The organism is Nocardiopsis sp. JB363, from assembly GCF_900143625.1.
Classification (GTDB): Bacteria; Actinomycetota; Actinomycetes; order Streptosporangiales; family Streptosporangiaceae; genus Nocardiopsis.
In genome coordinates, this window is sequence record NZ_FRFF01000196.1 from 1 (window position 1) to 18,554 (window position 18,554).

17 protein-coding genes and 1 tRNA gene are annotated in these 18,554 nt (G+C 68.5%); 7 read left to right on the forward strand and 11 right to left on the reverse strand.

All coding sequences use genetic code 11. The annotated features are described in order from the left end of the window. Window positions 1–33: 33 nt before the first annotated feature. The 5 genes from BQ8420_RS28955 to BQ8420_RS28975 all read left to right on the forward strand — a co-directional run bounded on the left by BQ8420_RS28955 (window position 34) and on the right by BQ8420_RS28975 (window position 6,526). Complete coding sequence (locus BQ8420_RS28955; RefSeq protein ID WP_200816145.1) at window positions 34–492, forward strand: DUF721 domain-containing protein; 459 nt, start codon at window positions 34–36, stop codon at window positions 490–492. A gap of 439 nt (window positions 493–931) precedes the next feature. Next, window positions 932–2,869: a DNA topoisomerase (ATP-hydrolyzing) subunit B gene (gene gyrB / locus BQ8420_RS28960; RefSeq protein WP_087103289.1), complete on the forward strand. Its 1,938-nt coding sequence runs from the start codon at window positions 932–934 to the stop codon at window positions 2,867–2,869. A gap of 49 nt (window positions 2,870–2,918) precedes the next feature. Next, a complete protein-coding gene (gene gyrA / locus BQ8420_RS28965; protein ID WP_200816142.1) occupies window positions 2,919–5,540 on the forward strand; it encodes a DNA gyrase subunit A in 2,622 nt (873 codons plus the stop codon). 101 nt (window positions 5,541–5,641) lie between these two features. After that, on the forward strand, window positions 5,642–6,250 hold the full coding sequence (locus tag BQ8420_RS28970; protein WP_087103293.1) for a DUF3566 domain-containing protein: 609 nt from the start codon (window positions 5,642–5,644) through the stop codon (window positions 6,248–6,250). A gap of 199 nt (window positions 6,251–6,449) precedes the next feature. Continuing rightward, window positions 6,450–6,526 (forward strand) — tRNA-Ile (locus tag BQ8420_RS28975). 100 nt (window positions 6,527–6,626) lie between these two features. On the opposite strand, the gene BQ8420_RS28980 is transcribed toward BQ8420_RS28975, so the two are convergent. Beyond that, window positions 6,627–7,067: an NUDIX domain-containing protein gene (locus tag BQ8420_RS28980; protein WP_235006554.1), complete on the reverse strand. Its 441-nt coding sequence runs from the start codon at window positions 7,065–7,067 to the stop codon at window positions 6,627–6,629. Window positions 7,068–7,143: 76 nt separating this feature from the next. Then, complete coding sequence (locus BQ8420_RS28985) at window positions 7,144–8,034, reverse strand: CPBP family intramembrane glutamic endopeptidase (protein ID WP_087103297.1); 891 nt, start codon at window positions 8,032–8,034, stop codon at window positions 7,144–7,146. 39 nt (window positions 8,035–8,073) lie between these two features. Here BQ8420_RS28985 and BQ8420_RS28990 point away from each other — a divergent pair, with 39 nt between their 5' ends. After that, the gene (locus BQ8420_RS28990; protein WP_087103299.1) at window positions 8,074–8,757 is read left to right on the forward strand and encodes a TetR/AcrR family transcriptional regulator C-terminal domain-containing protein; all 684 of its coding nucleotides are present in this window, start codon (window positions 8,074–8,076) and stop codon (window positions 8,755–8,757) included. Window positions 8,758–8,888: 131 nt separating this feature from the next. On the opposite strand, the gene BQ8420_RS32100 is transcribed toward BQ8420_RS28990, so the two are convergent. From BQ8420_RS32100 to rfbA, 3 genes are all read right to left on the reverse strand, one after another. Continuing rightward, a complete protein-coding gene (locus tag BQ8420_RS32100; protein WP_157090917.1) occupies window positions 8,889–9,047 on the reverse strand; it encodes a hypothetical protein in 159 nt (52 codons plus the stop codon). A 137-nt stretch (window positions 9,048–9,184) separates the two neighbouring features. After that, complete coding sequence (locus BQ8420_RS28995) at window positions 9,185–9,898, reverse strand: DNA-binding response regulator (protein ID WP_235006555.1); 714 nt, start codon at window positions 9,896–9,898, stop codon at window positions 9,185–9,187. Beyond that, the gene (rfbA, locus tag BQ8420_RS29000) at window positions 9,888–10,778 is read right to left on the reverse strand and encodes a glucose-1-phosphate thymidylyltransferase RfbA (protein ID WP_087103302.1); all 891 of its coding nucleotides are present in this window, start codon (window positions 10,776–10,778) and stop codon (window positions 9,888–9,890) included. Before rfbA ends, BQ8420_RS28995 begins: the two co-directional genes overlap by 11 nt. A gap of 80 nt (window positions 10,779–10,858) precedes the next feature. Here rfbA and BQ8420_RS29005 point away from each other — a divergent pair, with 80 nt between their 5' ends. Beyond that, on the forward strand, window positions 10,859–12,052 hold the full coding sequence (locus BQ8420_RS29005) for a sensor histidine kinase (RefSeq protein WP_087103304.1): 1,194 nt from the start codon (window positions 10,859–10,861) through the stop codon (window positions 12,050–12,052). On the opposite strand, the gene BQ8420_RS29010 is transcribed toward BQ8420_RS29005, so the two are convergent. Genes BQ8420_RS29010 through BQ8420_RS29035 form a run of 6 tightly spaced genes read right to left on the reverse strand, consistent with a single transcriptional unit; the run spans window position 11,991 to window position 18,237 of the window. Beyond that, window positions 11,991–14,099, reverse strand: coding sequence for a prolyl oligopeptidase family serine peptidase (locus BQ8420_RS29010; RefSeq protein ID WP_087103306.1), 2,109 nt, complete (start codon window positions 14,097–14,099; stop codon window positions 11,991–11,993). The two genes, BQ8420_RS29005 and BQ8420_RS29010, sit on opposite strands and share 62 nt — an antisense overlap. Then, window positions 14,096–14,740, reverse strand: coding sequence for a flavoprotein (locus tag BQ8420_RS29015; protein WP_087103308.1), 645 nt, complete (start codon window positions 14,738–14,740; stop codon window positions 14,096–14,098). Before BQ8420_RS29015 ends, BQ8420_RS29010 begins: the two co-directional genes overlap by 4 nt. A gap of 23 nt (window positions 14,741–14,763) precedes the next feature. Then, window positions 14,764–15,627 (reverse strand): hypothetical protein, encoded by an 864-nt coding sequence (locus tag BQ8420_RS29020; RefSeq protein WP_087103310.1) that lies wholly within the window; start codon window positions 15,625–15,627, stop codon window positions 14,764–14,766. Continuing rightward, complete coding sequence (locus BQ8420_RS29025) at window positions 15,624–16,535, reverse strand: T3SS effector HopA1 family protein (RefSeq protein ID WP_087103312.1); 912 nt, start codon at window positions 16,533–16,535, stop codon at window positions 15,624–15,626. The genes BQ8420_RS29020 and BQ8420_RS29025 overlap by 4 nt, the downstream gene beginning before the upstream one ends. After that, window positions 16,532–17,557 carry an aminoglycoside phosphotransferase family protein gene (locus tag BQ8420_RS29030; RefSeq protein WP_087103314.1) on the reverse strand — a complete coding sequence of 342 codons (1,026 nt, stop codon included), beginning with the start codon at window positions 17,555–17,557 and terminating at the stop codon, window positions 16,532–16,534. The genes BQ8420_RS29025 and BQ8420_RS29030 overlap by 4 nt, the downstream gene beginning before the upstream one ends. Beyond that, window positions 17,554–18,237 (reverse strand): hypothetical protein, encoded by a 684-nt coding sequence (locus BQ8420_RS29035; RefSeq protein WP_087103316.1) that lies wholly within the window; start codon window positions 18,235–18,237, stop codon window positions 17,554–17,556. The genes BQ8420_RS29030 and BQ8420_RS29035 overlap by 4 nt, the downstream gene beginning before the upstream one ends. Between the last annotated feature and the right edge of the window lie 317 nt (window positions 18,238–18,554).

An 18,554-nucleotide genomic window follows, 5' to 3' on the forward strand; every position in this document is an offset into this window, starting at 1 on the left:
CCCTCCCCCTCCCCCGCGTCCACGTCCGGTGCGATCTCCGGTGCGGACACGACGCCGGCTCCCCCGTCGGCGACCGGGGCGGATCTGGCCCGACAGGCTCTCGCCCGGGCTCGGGCCGAGGCACGGGAACGCGGTGCGGTCCCCCGTGGTGCTCCACGGGCACGAAGGCGTGGCCGATTGCGGTCACGGAACGAACCCCAACTGTTCGGTGACGCCGTTCGGACGTGGTTGATCGAACACGGCTGGCAGGAGCAGGTGGCCGTCGGCGGGGTCTTCGGACGCTGGGCTGACATCGTGGGCGATTTCAATGCCGAACATCTCCACCCTGAGAGTTATTCGGAAGGTGAACTGGTCGTCGTCGCCGATTCACCGACGATGGCGGCTCACGCACGCGCGATGGTGCGGGATCTGATGCGACGTCTGAACGAGGAGTTGGGAGACGGCGCCGTCGTCACCATCAAGGTCAAGGGGCCGGGATCCCGCCGGAGGTGACTCTGTGACCAGGGGTTTTAGGGTGGTTTGAGTGGGTTGAGGGGCGGTGGTCGCCTCGGGTTCCACTTGGCTCCCTCCGGCACCGATCCGAGGAGAGGGGGGCCGTCGGCCCCTCGGAGGGCACTGAAGCACGCGGGAACTTGTTCAAGGGGTCTCCCGCGTGTAGGGGCTCGGCTCCCGCCCCGATCGTTCGTTCTGGTGCGGCACAGCGCCGCCAATGCCACTTTGTCGCGCCGCGCGGGGTATCATGGAGTCGGTTCTTCAGACGCCTGTAGCCGGTACCACGCCCCCATGTAGAGGGTGGGCGGGCGGCCCGTGCGGCGAACGGTGACACCCCAGGTCCGCGGCTTGCCGCCCCTTGTCGGTCACCCTGCCGTGGGTTGACCGTCGTCCGTTCGGCCGCGGCCGACAGGCGTCCCCAGCAGGAGGGTGTTCCCACTTGGCCTACGACGCAGGATCAATCACGGTTCTCGAAGGGCTTGAGGCAGTACGCAAGCGTCCGGGTATGTACATCGGCTCCACCGGGGAGCGTGGTCTGCACCACCTGGTCTCCGAGGTGGTCGACAACTCGGTCGACGAGTCGTTGGCGGGTTACGCCGACGCGATCGAAGTGACCCTGCTCGCCGACGGCGGTGTCAGGGTGGCCGACAACGGTCGCGGTATCCCGATCGACCTCCACCCCGTGGAGAAGCGCCCGGCCGTCGAGGTCGTCCTCACCACGCTGCACGCGGGCGGTAAGTTCGACGGTAAGTCCTACGCGGTCTCCGGCGGTCTGCACGGTGTCGGTATCTCCGTCGTCAACGCGCTCTCCACGGCACTGGACGTGGAGATCCGCAAGGACGGATACGTGTGGCGCCAGCACTACGAGATGACCGCCCCCACGGGCGACCTCGTCAAGGGCGAGGCGACCGAGGAGACCGGTACCCAGCTCACCTTCTGGGCCGACGACTCCATCTTCGAGACCACCGCGTACTCGTTCGACACGCTCTCCCGTCGACTTCAGGAGATGGCCTTCCTCAACAAGGGGCTCGCCATCACCATCCGGGACGAGCGCCCCGAGCACACCGACGACGGTCCCTTGGTGCAGACCTACCACTACGAGCAGGGTCTGGCCGACTTCGTCAACTACATCAACTCCAAGAAGGAGCCGGCGCACGCGTCGATCATCTCCTTCGAGGAGGACGGTGAGGGCATCTCCGCCGAGATCGCCATGCAGTGGAACCAGTCCTACACCTCGTCGGTGCACACCTTCGCCAACACCATCAACACGACGGAGGGCGGCACCCACGAGGAGGGTTTCCGCTCCGCGCTCACGACCCTGGTCAACCGGTACGCCCGGGACCAGAAGCTGCTGCGGGAGAAGGAGGACAACCTCACCGGTGACGACATCCGTGAGGGTCTGACCGCGATCATCTCGGTCAAGCTCGCCGACCCGCAGTTCGAGGGCCAGACCAAGACGAAGCTCGGCAACACCGAGGCCAAGTCCTTCGTCCAGAAGGTCACCAACGAGCACCTGCGCGACTGGTTCGAGCGCAACCCCGGCGAGGCCAAGGACATCGTGTCCAAGGCCAGTCAGGCCGCCCGCGCCCGCGTGGCCGCCCGCCAGGCCCGTGACCTGACCCGTCGCAAGACCCTCTTGGAGACCACCTCCCTGCCGGGCAAACTGTCGGACTGTCAGTCCACGGCCCCGGAGGAGTGCGAGCTCTACATCGTCGAGGGTGACTCCGCCGGTGGTTCCGCCAAGGGTGGTCGTAACCCCCACAATCAGGCCATCCTGCCCATCCGGGGCAAGATCCTGAACGTGGAGAAGTCCCGGATCGACCGGATCCTCAAGAACAACGAGGTCCAGGCGATCATCACCGCCCTGGGCACCGGGGTCCACGAGGACTTCGACCAGGAGAAGCTCCGGTACCACAAGATCGTCCTCATGGCCGATGCCGACGTCGACGGTCAGCACATTCGTACCCTGCTGCTCACGTTGCTGTTCCGCTTCATGAAGCCGCTGGTCGAGGCCGGGAACGTCTACCTGGCCGCACCCCCGCTCTACAAGATCAAGTGGGACCAGAAGGGTTCGGACGCCAGTTACGCCTTCTCCGACGCCGAACGCGACCGCGTCATCGAGGAAGGCATCGCCGCCGGCAAGAGGGACCCGCGCCCGCGCGACATGGTCCAGCGCTTCAAGGGTCTGGGCGAGATGAACGCCAACGAGCTGTGGGACACCACGATGGACCCCGACAACCGTGTCCTGCTCCAGGTCACCCTGGAGGACGCGGCCCAAGCCGACGAGGTGTTCAGCGTGCTGATGGGTGAGGACGTCGAGTCCCGGCGTTCCTTCATTCAGCGCAACGCCAAGGATGTCCGTTTCCTGGACATCTAGGTCCTCCCCGTTCCACTCGCTCCAGCAAGCTTAGAAGGGATCGACATCCGTGACGGATGCGAATAACCCCGACGCCCCTGAGGGCGGAGACCCCTCCATGGAGTCCCCGCAACGTGTGACGGACCGGGTCGAACCCGTCGACATCCAGGTCGAGATGCAACGCAGCTATCTCGACTACGCGATGTCCGTCATCGTCGGACGCGCCCTCCCCGACGTCCGGGACGGCCTCAAGCCGGTCCACCAGCGCGTCCTGTACGCCATGTACGACGGCGGCTACCGCCCCGACCGCGGCTACTTCAAGTGCGCCCGCGTCGTCGGTGACGTGATGGGTAACTACCACCCGCACGGCGACAGCGCCATCTACGACACCCTGGTCCGTCTGGCCCAGTGGTGGTCGATGCGGATGCCGCTGGTCGACCCGAACGGCAACTTCGGCTCGCCGGGCAACGACCCGGCCGCCGCCATGCGCTACACCGAGAGCAAGCTCGCTCCCCTGGCCATGGAGATGCTCCGGGACATCGACAAGGAGACCGTCGACTTCCGGCCCAACTACGACGGTCGTTCCTCGGAACCCGTCGTTCTGCCGGCCCGATTCCCGAACCTGCTGGTCAACGGCTCCTCGGGTATCGCGGTGGGTATGGCGACCAACATCCCGCCGCACAACCTGCGCGAGATCGCCGAGGGTGTCTACTGGTACCTGGACCACCCCGAGGTCGACGACGAGCGGCTGCTCGACGAGTTGATGGCCCGGGTCAAGGGCCCCGACTTCCCGACCCGCGGCCTCATCGTGGGCAAGCGTGGCATCGAGGAGGCGTACCGTACCGGGCGCGGCTCGATCACCATGCGCGCCGTGGTGGAGGTGGAGGAGGACAGCCGCGGTCGCCAGATCCTGGTGATCACCGAGCTGCCCTACCAGGTCAACCCGGACAACCTCGCGCTGAAGATCGCCGACCTGGTCAAGGACGGCAAGATCAACGGCATCGCCGACGTGCGCGACGAGTCCAGCGGCCGTACCGGTCAGCGTCTGGTCATCGTGCTCAAGCGCGACGCCGTGGCCAAGGTCGTGCTGAACAACCTGTACAAGCACACCCAGCTCCAGGACACCTTCGGCGCCAACATGCTGGCGCTGGTCGACGGGGTGCCGCGCACCCTGCGTCTGGACCAGATGATCCGGCACTGGGTCAAGCACCAGGTCGAGGTCATCGTCCGCCGGACGAAGTACCTGTTGCGCAAGGCCGAGGAGCGGGCGCACATCCTGCGCGCGCTGCTGCGGGCCATGGACCGCATCGACGAGGTCATCAACCTCATCCGGGCCAGCGCTTCGGCCGACGAGGCGCGTACCGGTCTGATGGGTCTGCTGGAGATCGACGACATCCAGGCCCGTGCCATCCTCGACATGCAGCTGCGCAAGCTCGCCGCGCTGGAGCGCAACGCTCTGACCGCCGAGTACGACGAGCTGATGGCGCTCATCGACGACTACAACGACATCCTCGCCTCCGACGTGCGCCAGCGCGCGATCATCCGTGAGGAGCTCGGCGAGATCGTCGAGAAGTACGGCGACGAGCGGCGTACGCACATCATCCCGTTCGAGGGTGACATGCGTATGGAGGACTTCATCGCCGAGGAGGACGTGGTCGTCACGATCTCCCGCGGTGGATACGCCAAGCGCACCCGCATCGACAACTACCGGGCGCAGAAGCGCGGCGGCAAGGGTGTGCGCGGGGCTCAGCTCAAGCAGGACGACATCGTCCAGCACTTCTTCGTCACCACCACCCACCACTGGATCCTCTGCTTCACCAACCAGGGTCGGGTGTATCGGACGAAGGCCTACGAGCTGCCGGAATCCGCCCGTGACGCGCGCGGTCAGCACGTCGCGAACCTGCTGCCGTTCCAGCCGGGCGAGGAGATCGCGCAGATCATGGCGCTGCGCGATTACGAAGCGGCGCCGTACCTGGTGCTGGCCACCCGCGAGGGTCTGGTCAAGAAGTCGAGCCTGGAGGACTTCGACTCCGCGCGCGCGGCGGGCATCATCGCGATCAACCTGCGGGAGGACGACGAGCTGATCGCCGCCCGACTGGTCTTCCCCGAGGACGACCTTCTGCTGATTTCCAGCGATGCCCAGGCGATCCGCTTCTCCGCCTCCGACGAGTCGCTGCGTCCCATGGGACGTGCCACCAGCGGTGTGATCGGCATGCGCTTCCTGGAGGGCGACTACCTACTGTCCATGGACGTCATCCGGCCCGGTGACGGGTCGACCGACGTCCTGGTCACCACCGAGAACGGGTACGCCAAGCGGACCCCCTCGGAGCAGTACCCGACGCAGAACCGTGGCGGCAAGGGTGTGCTGACGGCCAAGGTCGTGGAGGCCCGCGGCAAGCTGGTCGGCGCCCTGATGGTGGACCCGGAGGTCGACGAGATCTTCGCGATCACCTCCGCCGGCGGGGTCATCCGTACCGGTGCCGGCGAGGTCAAGCAGTCCGGTCGTACCACCATGGGCGTTCGGCTGATGAATCTCGCCAAGGGCAACAAGATCGTCGCCGTGGCCGCCAACGCGGAGGCCGCCGAAGAGGCCGAGGCCGAGGAGGTCGCGGACGCCGTCGAGGCGGCCGAGGCCGCGAACGCCGACACGGGTGACAGCCAGGTCGCGGGTGAAGGCAACCCCGAGGCCTAGACTGCGCGTTATACGCAGTACGTCCCGTGGGGTTCGCTTCGGCGGCCCCACGGGACTCACGGATCGACCCGTCTCAACGAAAGTCCAGCGGTAACGTTTCTATGTCTGAGAATCAGTCGAACACCAGAAGCAACGATTCCGACGCGGCGGGTGGCGCCGGGGACTCGAACGTGGAGACGGCGGAACCGACCGCTGCGGACTCCTCGGAGGCGACCGCCGAGCAGGAAACGGGGGGCAGCACAGTGGTGTCTGAATCCACGTCGGAATCCACGACCGAGCCCAAGTCCACACCCGAACCGGAGAGCCCGACCGCCGTCAAGGCGACGTTGGCGAGCCGGAAGGCGCATCTGACGGTCTCCAGGGTGGAGCCGTGGTCGGTCATGAAGTTCAGCTTCGTGGTCGCCCTCGTGTGCTTCATCATCCTGTTCGTCGCCGTCGCGGTGATCTACGCGGTCCTGTCGATGCTGGGTGTGTTCGACGAACTGACCAACATGATCAACGCCCTCCTGGAGGGCGATGGTGGCGACGACGAGCTGGGTCTGAACCCGGCCGCCTGGTTCTCGCCGGGACGTGTCCTCGGATACACCGGTGTCATCGGCGCGCTGAACGTCGTGCTGCTGACCGCTCTGTCCACGGTCGGGGCGATGGTGTACAACCTGGTCGCTGACCTGGTCGGCGGCGTCGACGTCACCCTCTCCGAGGCTGAGTAGCGCTTCGGTACCCTTCGGGCCCGGCTCTCCTGGTAAGAGCCGGGCCCGACGTGCGTTCCGGACCGGCCCGAGCACTGCGGGAACCGGCTAAAATGGGAGGTGAAGAGGGACGCGGTTCATTCCGTGTCCCCTCCCTCGTGCCAGGAGGTCTCCGGTTCGCCCAGGCCCCCCGGATACGGTAGAGTTCCTGACGGAACGAGGGCGTATAGCTCAGTCGGTTAGAGCGCATCCCTGATAAGGATGAGGTCCCAGGTTCAAGTCCTGGTACGCCCACCAGCGAAAAGGCTCCCACACGGGGGCCTTTTCTCATGCCCTGCGCCAAGGCGTGCGCCACGCGGGGTCGGGCGAACACGACCAGCGGCTGATCAACGTCCTGTCACAGTCCGATCGCTGACTTCGGTCCCATGTAGGAACCGGCCCCGGGAAACCCGTCCTCGACCAATCGGACGAAACGCTCGCTGAATCCGAGCTGGGGAAGATCCCTCGTCTTCACGAATTCCACGCCTCGGATCGGCCGCGAGTCGAGCCCTTCCACGATATCCCCCAGAGAACCACCCGTACGGCGAACCTCGAAGGTGATGTGCACGACGTGCAAACCCTTTTCCGGGACGATGTGGTCACACAGGTACAACAGGCGTCCCACCTCGACCTCGACCCCGGTCTCCTCGCGCATCTCGCGCACCAGGGCGTCGCCGAGCCGCTCACCCTCCTCGACCCGCCCGCCGGGCAGACTCCATCTGCGAGGACCGTCGGTGTCCTGGTCCAGGAGCAGTACTCTCCCGTTCTCCACGAGGAGGCCCGTCACTCGTGTGTCCATACCGGAACCCTAATGAACGGAACGCGGCCATGCCCTGCCCGCGCGTTCAAGCGCGAGCAGGGTCGTCTTCGTCATGTCAGCCTTCGACGCGAGTGTCCCGGCTCAGGCCCAGGCGTCCGCGGGTGCAGACCAGAAGGAACAGGGCGACCAGCAGGACCAGCCCGACTTCGATGGGCGAGGCCGGGGCGCCCACGGCCACACCCTTGAGTCCCGAGGCGACGTTGATCGCGGCGTGAGTGATCACCGCGGCGATCACTCCGCCTCGGGCCGTGTTGAACACGTAGCCGAGGACGACGGTGATCCCGAGGCACAGGAGGACGTACGAGGGGAAGTGGATGTTCGCCTGGGAGGTGCCCGCCATGAAGAACAGCGGGGCGTGCCAGACGGCCCAGATGATCCCCAGCATCACGTTCGCGGCCAGGGGGCTGTGCGCTCCCTGGAGCCTCGGCAGGGCGAAGCCCCGCCAGCCCAGTTCCTCGTTGCCGCCACCGACCAGAGCGATGACCAGGAACTGAATCGGAACGGTCATCAGGGCCTGCCGAAGGGCGGCCTCGTCCAGGGTCGCTTGGCCCAAGTACACGGGCAGCGCCGCTGATCCGGCGATGGCGAGAAGGATCAGGGCGGCGGCCGCGTAGGGCATGAGTCCGCCCCGGCGGCGAAGGGAGTGGCGGCGGAAGAGCGCGCCCACCCCCTGGCGGCCCTGAGTGGCCGCGGTGACGATGACCGCCGCCACCATCGGGCCGAAGGCTCCGATGACAACGGCCGGTGTCGGGTCGGCGCCGGGGAACAGGCGGGGGAAGATCCACCAGGTCGTCCAGGAGAAGGCGAAGGCCAGGAGGAAGAAGGCGCTGAGTCCGTGGGGGGCGACGACCGTCGTGCGGGACTGGTCGGGGGTGGAAGGGGCGGAGGACAAGGGGTGCGTGGAGGGGTGCGTGGAGGGGTTCGTTGTTGCCATGCCCAGAAACATACACTGTTGGATTAAGACATACAACGTCGGATTGTGGATATGCTGTCGGACATGGCTGATACAGGATCCGAGCAGCAGTTCGACAGCGTCTTCCAGCGCTCGCCGCGCAAACGCCGCGCGAAGCCGGCGCTGAGCAGGGACCGCATCGTCGGAGGGACCATCGCCCTGCTCGACCGTGACGGGACCTCGGCGCTCACCATGCGCAAGGTCGCCGCCGAACTGGAGGTGCACGCGACGAGTCTGTACTGGTACGTGGAACGCCGCGAGGACCTGGTGGACCTGGCGGTGGACGAGGTCTTGGCGGGGGCCGCCTCGGCCCTGCCCGGGGCGGACGTGCCTTGGGACGTCGCGGTCAGAGAGACCGCGCATCGCTTCTACATGGCCCTGACCGAGCATACGTGGGCCGCCGAGTTCGCCGGGTCGCGACCGTTGCTCGGCCCCAACGCGATCGCCCTGTCACGGCGGATCGTCGAGGCGATCCAGGGGTCCGGTGCCGACGAGGAGGGCCAAGCGGTCATGATCAGGGCGGTGTCGAACCAGATCCTCGGTGCGGCCACGTCGGCCGTGGCCATGCGGGTGGCCAAGGCCGACCATCCCGAGGGGCACGAGGGCGCGGTCTCCGCCGCGCTGGCCAAGGCCGACGCCCTGGCGGTGGAGAACACCTACTTCGACCAGGCCCTGGACCTGATCCTCGCGGGGGCCGAAGCGCGACGCCGTGGGTGACCTTTGGGCGGCCAGGGTCGCCATGTCGACAACGAGGCGCATCGTCATGTCGACAAGTCCCCCGAACACGTGGAGGGCCGGCCTCCATGCGGAGACCGGCCCGAACCGTGGGGAAGGAAACTCGAAGGCTCTTAGCAGTCGAGGGTGATGGAGATGGTGATGCCGCAGGGGACGCTGGTCGGCGCGTCGACACCCTCGTCCAGCGTGACGCTCATGTCCTCCTGAGCGGCCTGGGCGCCGGCGGTGCTGAGCAGCTCGATGTCACCGAAGATGTTCGCGGACTGGTTCATACCGATTCTCCTCTGGTGTGATGGGCGGGGATCGGGGGGATCCCTGCGCCTCACTGGCTGGGCCCTTACGAGAATCGAATATTTCCTTCGCTCAGCCAAGGTCTCTCCGAAAATTGGCAACTAAGTGCCACGGAGCCTCAGATCCAGCCCGCCTCACGTGCCAGCTCGGCGGCCTCGTAACGGGTCTTGACGTCGACTTTCTCCAGGATCCCCGACAGGTAGTTGCGCACGGTGCCGTTGGCCAGGTGGAGCTTGGCGGCGATGTCCTTGGTCGTGTTGCTCTGGTCGACCTCGGCCAGGATGCTCAGTTCCCGCTCGCTCAGTGGACAGCTCGGCTCCGCGAGCGCGTCGGCCGCCAGGTAGGGGTCGACGTACCGGTCCCCCACCGCGACGCGCCTGAGGACTTTGGACAGGCTCTGGGCGGACGTGCTCTTGGCGATGAAGCCGGTCGCGCCCTCCTTCAACGCCCGTCGTAACGTTCCCGGGTTGGCGTGGCGGGTGAGGATGACACAGCGCACGTTCGGGCAGTGCTTCCTCAACCTGCCCAGAAGCACGAGTCCACCGTCGGGCATCTCGATGTCCAACATGACGATGTCCGGGCGCAGCTCCAACGCGGCCCTGAAGGCGTCGCCGCCGTTGTCCGCTTGGCCGACCACCGAGATGTCGGGCTCCAGATCGAGGAGAGCCGCGATGGCCTCACGGGTCATCGCCTCGTCCTCGGCGAGCAGTACACGAATCAGGTTTCCCTCCCCGGGGACGTCCGTGTGCGACGCCTTGTCGCACGGTAGGGCCATTATCGTCGGCCCCGGGGTGCGGGCGCCAGAGAAGTCGGGGGGACGTTCAAGCGGCACCGGAGGGGACGGTGAGGTCCTTGGCGATGGCCATCACGTAGGAGCCGTAGGAGGAACCGGACATGCGTGCCCCCAACTCGTGGCACTCGTCGGTGGATATGAAGCCCATTCGGGCCGCGATCTCCTCCACACAGGCCACTCGCACCCCCTGCCGGTTCGCCAGCAGTTCCACGTAGTGACCGGCCTCCAACAGGGAATCGTGTGTTCCCGCGTCCAGCCACATGAACCCGCGGCCGAGCTGGACGAGGTCGGCCCGACCCTGTCGAACGTACTCGCGGTTGACGTCGGTGATCTCCAGTTCGCCGCGCTCGGACGGTTTCACCTCGGCGGCGATGTCCACCACGTCCTGGTCGTAGAAGTACAACCCGGTCACGGCGTTGTCCGAACGGGGGTCGAGCGGTTTCTCCTCCAACGAGGTCAGCTCGCCCCTCTCGTTCACCTCACCGACCGCGTAGCGCCGGGGATCGGACACCGGGTACCCGAACAGGGCGCATCCGGTGAATTCCCGGCGCGCGCGGGCGAGCAGGTCGTAGAACCCGGACCCGTGGAACACGTTGTCCCCCAGGACCAGCGCGGACCTCTGTCCGCGCGCGTGGTCGGCGCCGATGACGTAGGCGTCGGCGATCCCCCGGGGTTCGTGCTGGAGCGCGTAGGTCAGGTTCAGGCCCAGATGGGATCCGTCGCCCAGGAGCGTCTGGAGCGGGGCCATCGAGTCGGGTGCGCAGATGATGAGGATGTCGCGGATGTCCGCGAGCATCAGAACCGAGAGGGGGTAGTAGATCAGGGGTTTGTCGTAGACCGGTAGGAGTTGTTTGGAGGTGCAGTGGGTCAGCGGGTACAGCCGGCTGCCGGTTCCGCCCGCGAGGAGGATCCCCTTCATACCTTCGGTGCCTTCCTTGTCTGGGAATCGTTTGTACGATCGGTCCGCATGCCGACGTCACCCTCCAGGGAGCGGGCCCCATGAGCGATCGTCAGCGGCCCGATGAGGCCATCACCCCGGATGGTGTGGTCCTGCGTCACGTGCGCCGGAACCACTACCTCACGATGGTCTTCGTGGTGGTCGTCCCGGTGGTCTCCCTGGTCGCGGGTTTTCCCGGGACGTTCCGGGCCCTGTTCCTGGTCGCGCTGGTCGGTGTGTTCTTCCTGTTGCGCACCTTGACGTCCGATGTCCTGCCCTGGCGGCCTTCGCCGCGGGGTCGTACGGTCATCACGTGGATGCTGGTGCTGGTATCGATGGCGGCCACCTGGTTCGCGATGGAGTGGGTCGCCGTCCCCTGGATGTGGCTGCTGCTCCCGGGCACCGCGACCGCGGACGTGATCACCGCCCACCGGAACCGGCTGGGTCCCTACTACGCGCTCTCCGTCGGGATGGCGGCGGCGACCTGCGTGTACCTGGTCAAGACGCAGGAGGCCGACGCGGACAGCGGCCAGCAGGCCCTGCTCGCCTTCTTCGTCGTCATGTTCATCGGGTACTGGGAGGCGACCGGTCCCATGCTGTGGCAGCGCACCGTCAGTGCGGAGCGGACGACGTTGCGGCTCGCGGTCGCCGAGGAGCGGCTGCGCCTGTCCGAGGATCTGCACGACATCCTGGGCCGGGCCCTGGAGGTCGTCGCGTTCAAGGGTGAGCTCGCGGCACGGCTTGTGGAGGCGAAACCCGAGCGTGCGCGCGCCGAGATGGAGGAGATCCAGTCGGTCGCGCGTGGCGCGGTGCACGACGTGAGGGCACTGGTGCGCAACCGTCGGGCCACCCATCTGCCCGAGGAGGTGCGCGCCGCGGAACGACTCCTGCGTTCGGCCTCCGTGCGTTGCGAGATCGAGGGCGACTTCGACGACGTGGACGAGGAACTGAGCGGGGTGTTCGGGAGCGTGGTCCGCGAGTCGGTCACCAACATGCTGCGTCACGCTACCCCGACGACCTGCCTCATCCGGTGGTCGCGCGAGGGTGATCACCTGGAACTCACGGTGCGCAACGACGGGGTGCCGCGGGCGAGCACCGCCGCCGACCCCGACGGGGGAAACGGCATCGGCGGAATGCGTCGACGTGTCGCCGAACGCGGGGGTGGACTGAGTGCTGAGGAGCATGACGGCACGTTCACCCTCGTGGCCCGGGTGCCGGTAGCGGTGACCGATCGCCCGGCGCGGCGTTGGTGGTGAGCGACGTCGGTCGCTCGTCCAGAGACAGCCCCAGAGCACGTGCGAGGAAGCAGAACTCGTCCACCGCCTGTGCCTTGCGGGCCGACAGGGTCCCGGATCCGTGTCCGAGCCGCGGCCGCAGCGCGTAGAGCGCGACACCCGGTGGCTCCTCCGTGGCACCGTCCTGACAGATCCGCAGGGCGGCGCAGAACTTGCGCGCGTGAGCGGGGTCGACCCGACCGTCCAACTCCAGCGCGGTCAGGAGGAAGGGCGGGTAACGGGTGCCGCGACGCAGGTTGTGGTACGGCGAGTAGGCGGCCAGGGCCGCCCGGTCCAGTGGGTCCTCCGGGTCCCCGTACTCGGGGATCCAGGCCCTTCCGGCGGGCCATCGGGTGAAACCCAGCATGTCCAGTGGCGCGGCCGACGCGACCACGCCCGCGTAGGTCCCCGGCCGGTCCACCGCGGCCGCCGCCGCCAACATGCCGCCGTGGGAGGAGCCCAGGAGCCCGACATGTCCGGCGGCGGCGACCCCGGAGTCGACGAGGTGGTCGGCGGCGGCGTGCAGGTCGCGCACCGAACGGTACTTGGCGCGTCCGCGCGCGGCCTCCCGCCACTGTTCCCCCTCCTCCCCACCGCCGCGAACGGTGACCATCGCCCATCGGCCGCCCGCCGTGGTCCAGGCGAGGGCGGCCGCGGAGAAGGTGGGCGTGTACGCCAGGCCGAACCCCCCGTACACGGTGAGCAGGGTCGGCGCGGGCCCTCGCGGGGCGGAGGGACCGATGACGAAGACGCGCACGGCCACCCCGTCGTCGGCGATGGCATCGTGGCGTTCGCAGGACACGAGCCCGGGCGGGGCGGACCCCGGGGCCCACAGGGTCGGTACGGCCTCGGCCCCGCCGGCCGCGTACCGCAAAAGGGACGGCGGGGTGACGAAGTCGGTCCACGAGATCCACGTGTCACCGGAGGGGTCGGCCCCCACATCGGTCACGGAGCCGATCCCGGGGAGGTCGACCCGTTCGCCCGGACCGGGGTCGTCACCGGGTCGATGGGCCCGGACCAGGGAAGCGCCCTGGGCACGCCAGACCGTGAGCAGGCGGTCGTCGGCCCCGGTCCCCACGGCCTGGACGAGGACTTCGTCGGGCCGTTCGGGGACGGTCTCCCGCCAACCCATGTCCCCGTCCAAGGACAGGGTGAGCAGTCGCCCGCGCGGGGCCTCGTGCCGGGTGAGGATGTCGAGGTGGTCGCCGCGGAAGGACGCGACGCAGTCCGACGCGGCGTGGACGGCCGACACGGAGGTGTTCGCACCGGTGATGTCGAGGGCGCCGAGCCACACACCAGTGGCGCGCCCGCGCCTGGCCTGCACCATCAGTCGGTGGCCGGACCGGGCGACCCCGACCCGCTGGACCAGGAAGTCCTCGGGTACCCCCCGGATCTCGTACTCGGGGGTCTCGGGACGGTCGAGAAGGTGGAGGGCCGCGGTTCTGCGCGGTGTCGACCCACCGCCGCCCCGGGATTGGACGTAAAGAATCCCGGAACCGTCGGGGAACCAGACGGGCGCCAAGGGGTGGCAGCCCTCCAAGGGATCCCCCGCCGGGGCGCCGGTCCACGGGTCGATCAGCTCGATCCTGGCCGGGCCCCCGTCGGCGGGCGCCAGGACGACCGCGAGACGGTGTCCATCCGGGGAGACGGACCAGTCGACGAGGAGGTCGGAACCCTCGGGGTCACGTTCCCGCGGGTCGAAGATCACCAGCGCCGAGAGGTCGGCCTCCGCCCCGATCCCGTCCGCCATGACGAGAACCGGGTGATCCCGGTGCGGCTCGAAACGGAGATAGATCGACTTGTCGCCGATGCGGCGCGGAAGACCGTAGCCACCGACTTCCATGAAGGGGGCCAGGTGTTCCCGGGCCGCCCCGCGCAGGCCGTCACGGTCCAGGTGCGCGGACAACTCCGCGGCCCGTTCCATCTCCCACGCGTGAACGTCCTCGCTCGTGCCGTCCTCCAGCCAATGGAAGAGGTCCGCCCCGTCGGCGGGGATGACGGGGCGTCCCCCGTGGTGTGGTGTGCTCACGCCCGACTCGCCTCCTTCTCCCTCTCGCGGGCTCCTCCGGCCTCCGTTTCCGGTTCGGACGGTTCGTGGGGGTCGCCCAGGGCGCCGGAGTCCGCCACGAACCGGAGCACGGAGAAGACCGACGGCATGGCCCCCTCCTCTCCGGACCCGGTGTGCGCGGACACCCCTCGTTCCGGTGGCACCACGTGGTAGCCGTCCTCACCGAGCAGGGCCAGGTTGCGTCGGACCGCGCCCGCGCCCACGCGCGGACCTCCCAGGGAGGGGACGAGGAACACGGGGGCCCGGGTGAACCCGACGGTGGCCAGGGCCAGGCTGTCGGTGATGCCGTGGGCGCTCTTGGCCAGGAAGGCACCGGTGGCCGGGACGACCAGGACGAGGTCGGCCCACTCGGCGGCCTCACGATGGTCGACGGTCCCGGTCTCGGGCGCCCAGTCCGGTCCGAGCACGGGCCGGCCGGACAACGAGGCCAAGGCCTCGGGTGAGACCAAGCGGGTGGCGGAGTGGGTCAGGCACACCCTGGTGTTCCAGCCCATGAGTTCGCGCAGGTACAGGACCCATCCCGGCAACAGGGACACGGGAAGGGCACCGGTCCCGACGATCAGGAGATTGCCCCGCGGAAGCGGGATGTGGGGGAGCTTCATACCGTTCTCCTTCGTAGGGAGGATCAGGTGCGGGATCCGTCGGCCGCCCGGTCCAGCAGCGCCGCGGCGACGGACAGTTCCAGGGCGACGGTGGGCGGGTCGATCCCGTTCACGGAGGCCAACCGGCGGGCGTGGTCCACCACCAGCACCGCGGCGCCCGTGCGCAGGGTCGCCACCCTCGATGGGGAGTCCCCGACGGCGAGGGCACCGTAGGAAGCGGCCACACGGGACAGCGAGGGAGCGCTCGACTTGCCGGCGGCCGCGAAGAGACGGGTGGTGAGCTGGATCTCGGCGAGGGTCCGGCTGAGGTTCAGCACGAGAGGCACCGAGACCGACGGGACCAGCGCCGTGGCCGTGTCGAAACGGGGCTCTCCGGTGTCGGGATGGGCACCGAGCACGAGGCGACCCAGACCCAGCGTGCTCTGGGACGAGTACCGGAGGAAGGCCGGATCCGGAGACACACGACCCAACAGGGCGCGTACACGGGACGCCTCCTCGATCCCCAGATCCGCGCACTCCTCCAGGAACCGGTGCGCCACCTCCCAGAGCGCGGGGGAGGGATCGGTGCCGGTGTCGTCCTCCGAGGAACAGCCCTTCACCGCCAGGTGGACCAGATGGGGCAGTCCCCGCTCCGCTTCGATCGGAAGGGCGACAGGTGCCCGTAGGGCGTCGGCGATGGTCAGCCGACCCCGCACCGAACGGTAGATCTCGTATCCGTCGTCGGAGGGCGAGGGCGGGAGGAAGGCCACGGACCCTCCGATCTCCCGGGCGGGGAGGGAGACCGGAGGGCGGTTCCGGGTGGGGAGGGCCCCCGAGGACGGCAGGTACCAGTCCCAGGAGTCACCGTTCGGTTCGACGCGGCGGGTGGTGGCGGGCGACGCCGTCATGGTGCGGCCACCTCCTCGGGGGCGGTGTTGAGGGCGTCGAGCATGCGGTCGGCGAGGCCGTCGGTGCCGTGCTCCGAGAGGAACCGCGAGAAGAGGTCGGCGACACCGGCCCCGAAGCTGCCCGCGCGCAAGCCCGGAGGATGGACCGCCAACGCCGTGCCTCGGGCCACACACACGGAGAACCCGGGAACCGTGGCGTCGAGGACGTCCGGGACCCGGTGTGCCAGGAGCCCGGCCACGGCGCGCTCGGTCATGGCCGAGTCCAGGTAGACGACGAAGGAGTCGGGTCGGGGGCGCTCCGGGCCGCGGATCGCCGCCTTGGCCTGCCAGGGCACGTCCAGTTCCTCCAGGAAGGTGAACACCCGGGACATGACCGCGCGGTCGGACAGGGAGGGGAGATGGAGGTAGAGGCGGGCGTCGGGTCGGTCGGCCGGCCCTTGAGGGCCCGTGTAAGCGAACCAGCCGAACAACGCGCCGGGACGGGCGCGGGGCAACATGAGGGTGGCCGTACCGCCGGCGCCTCCGCGCACCCGGTCGGAGGGCAGGCGCAGGCGGACGCCCCGTCGAACGGCTTCGACCTCGGCGCCCTCCCCACCCAGGACACGCCAATCGCCGGAGGGCCAGGTGCCGGTGGCGAGTTCGGTGAGCAGATCCACGGCGCCGCGGTCGGTCCCGTGATCCTCGGTGTCGGTCTCCCCGGACAGGTGGACGTCACGGTAGATCCAGCCGCGCAGTCGGCGGACCTGTCCCGGGAGGCCGCGTTCCTCGCTCACCTCCCCCGTCGCGGTCCGGGTCCAGCGGCGGCCCCCGTCCTCCGGGACGAGGGCCCGGGACACCCGGACGCACCAGTCGTGCACGGTGGCCTCCGGGATCGTACGGGTGGCCGGGATCAGTGGAGTGGTCGTCATGTCTCGGCTCCTTCGGCGAGGACGGTTCGGAGCCGTTCCGCGGACGTGGCGACGTCGGTGAGCATGCCGGTCGTCGCCAGCAGCAGAACGGTCGGGACGGCCCCGACCTGGCTGCTCAGGGTCGCGAGGGACTGCGCGCGGCAGAGGAGTCGTGAACCCATGAGCGGCAGCAGGCGGTCGAGGTCGGGTTCCATGTCGCGGACCGATCGGTATCCCTCCATCAGGAGTGCGAAGTACCGGAAGGAGGCGGCCGCGCTCGCGTTCAGGGCCGAGGCCACCTCCGCGGGGCGGTCCGCGCGCGATCGGTGGATGCGCTCGTTGAGAGAGGACGCCAGGACCCCGGCCAGGAACGCGGCCAGGTCCTCGTGCGGATCTCCCCCACCGGCGAGTTCCCAGTCGATGAGGTGCGGTTCGTCGGGGTCGCCGGGCCTGAGTAGGACGTTGTCGGGCTTGAGGTCGCCGTGGACGAGGATCGTCGCGTCGACCGTGGGTCGCTGTACGGACTCCAACGCCCGCCTGGCCTCGGGATGATCGTCCAGCCGGCGCAGCATCGCGATGCTCTGATCCGAGGTGGTGGCGTACTCCTCGGGGGTCAGGGGGAAGAGCCGGGGCCGTTCCGGCCGGGCCGGTGGCAGGCCGTCCGGGGCGAGCGTGTGGGTCGTGGCGATCAGTGCGCCGCAACGGCGGGCGTGACCGGTCTCCCATGACGTGGTGAGCGCGTCCTGGAGCGTCACGTCGTCGGGGTCCGCGTCGAAGACCAGGCGGGAGTCGTCGTGCCAGAGCGGGGCCGAGCAGAGAGGGTCGCCGGCCGGGGTCCGCGCCGAGGCGGCGATCAGGTTGGCCCGGAGTTCGCGTGCCAGGTCTTCGGACCCGCTGTTCGAACCCCGGGCCCTCTTGACGACGAGGTGCCGACCTTCGTGCTCCACCCGGGTGACTCGGGGGTGGAAGGCGAGAGGGCGAGCCCCCCGCAGTCGGAACTCCAGGGAGTCGGGGGGACGTGTCGAGGTGGCGGAGACCTTCACAGCAAACCTCTCCGGGCGAGTCTGACGGCTGTTTGGAAGCGGCTTCGGGCCTTGACCATGTCCTTGATGCCGGCCACGTGCCGGCGGAAGGTCCGCAGTGACATGCCCAGCTCGGTGGCGGCCTCTTCGTCCCCCACCCCTTCACTGAGGAGTCGGATGATCTCGCAGGTGAGGGGGTCCGTCGGTGGAGGGCCCGCGGCCGAGCCGGCGGGGGGATCGTCGACGTCCAAGGTGTCGGCCGTTCGCCAGGTCAGGTCGAACAGGGCGCGCATCCCCGAGATCATCGTCGGGCTTCGGTGGGTGACGGCCTTGTCCGACGCGCTCTCGGCTCTGGGGGCGATCGCCGCGATCCGCTGGTCGATGAGGGCCAGGTAGTGGGGTACCGCGTGGGCCACCCGGACGTGCGCTCCCGAGGACTGCATCTGGTGCAGGGCCGCGCGCAACTCCGCGTTCTCCAGATTGCGGCGGTCACTGACGATACGGACGCCGGCCCCCGACGTGATCAGACGGTGCGGCGTCGTCCGCATCGCGACACAGGCACCGATGCGGGCCGGGTAAAAGACCCGGACGTCATCCGCCCGGTCACGGGACAGACGGCCGAGCAGTGCCTCGATCCTGATCGTCGTGGTCAGGGGCGCCGGGTCCGTGGCGGTAAATCCGAGCGAGGTCTGGGACACCATGTCTCCTCCGATGCGGATACGGACCTTGACCGGAGAGCCACCTCGCGTCCGAAGTGCACGGGGCCCGAGGCCCGGAGCTCCTGAGCGGGGAAGCGTCTCCGTGGTACGCGGTCAGGGCCACGGAATCTCGAAATCCAGCACGGCCGAACATAACCAGAATGGGCGGTCGTATTCAACCGTTTCGCTCGCTGATCCTCTTCGGGTCTCCGCTTCAGGGGGCCTTAAGGATCCGTTAATGTGACACCGTGGTGACAAGTCATGATGGGTTTTCTGTATCGGTTTGTGGCTTCGCTGGATTCGTGACATCCGGGCTTGGG

What these genes read in the sequence shown, in the direction of transcription:
- BQ8420_RS28970 (WP_087103293.1), top strand. Translation starts at nt 5,642, where the DNA reads ATGTCTGAGAATCAGTCGAACACCAGAAGCAACGATTCCGACGCGGCG.
- BQ8420_RS28980 (WP_235006554.1), bottom strand. Translation starts at nt 7,067, where the DNA reads ATGGACACACGAGTGACGGGCCTCCTCGTGGAGAACGGGAGAGTACTG.
- BQ8420_RS28985 (WP_087103297.1), bottom strand. Translation starts at nt 8,034, where the DNA reads ATGTTTCTGGGCATGGCAACAACGAACCCCTCCACGCACCCCTCCACG.
- BQ8420_RS28990 (WP_087103299.1), top strand. Translation starts at nt 8,074, where the DNA reads ATGCTGTCGGACATGGCTGATACAGGATCCGAGCAGCAGTTCGACAGC.
- BQ8420_RS32100 (WP_157090917.1), bottom strand. Translation starts at nt 9,047, where the DNA reads ATGAACCAGTCCGCGAACATCTTCGGTGACATCGAGCTGCTCAGCACC.
- rfbA (WP_087103302.1), bottom strand. Translation starts at nt 10,778, where the DNA reads ATGAAGGGGATCCTCCTCGCGGGCGGAACCGGCAGCCGGCTGTACCCG.
- BQ8420_RS29005 (WP_087103304.1), top strand. Translation starts at nt 10,859, where the DNA reads ATGAGCGATCGTCAGCGGCCCGATGAGGCCATCACCCCGGATGGTGTG.
- BQ8420_RS29015 (WP_087103308.1), bottom strand. Translation starts at nt 14,740, where the DNA reads ATGAAGCTCCCCCACATCCCGCTTCCGCGGGGCAATCTCCTGATCGTC.
- BQ8420_RS29020 (WP_087103310.1), bottom strand. Translation starts at nt 15,627, where the DNA reads ATGACGGCGTCGCCCGCCACCACCCGCCGCGTCGAACCGAACGGTGAC.
- BQ8420_RS29025 (WP_087103312.1), bottom strand. Translation starts at nt 16,535, where the DNA reads ATGACGACCACTCCACTGATCCCGGCCACCCGTACGATCCCGGAGGCC.
- BQ8420_RS29035 (WP_087103316.1), bottom strand. Translation starts at nt 18,237, where the DNA reads ATGGTGTCCCAGACCTCGCTCGGATTTACCGCCACGGACCCGGCGCCC.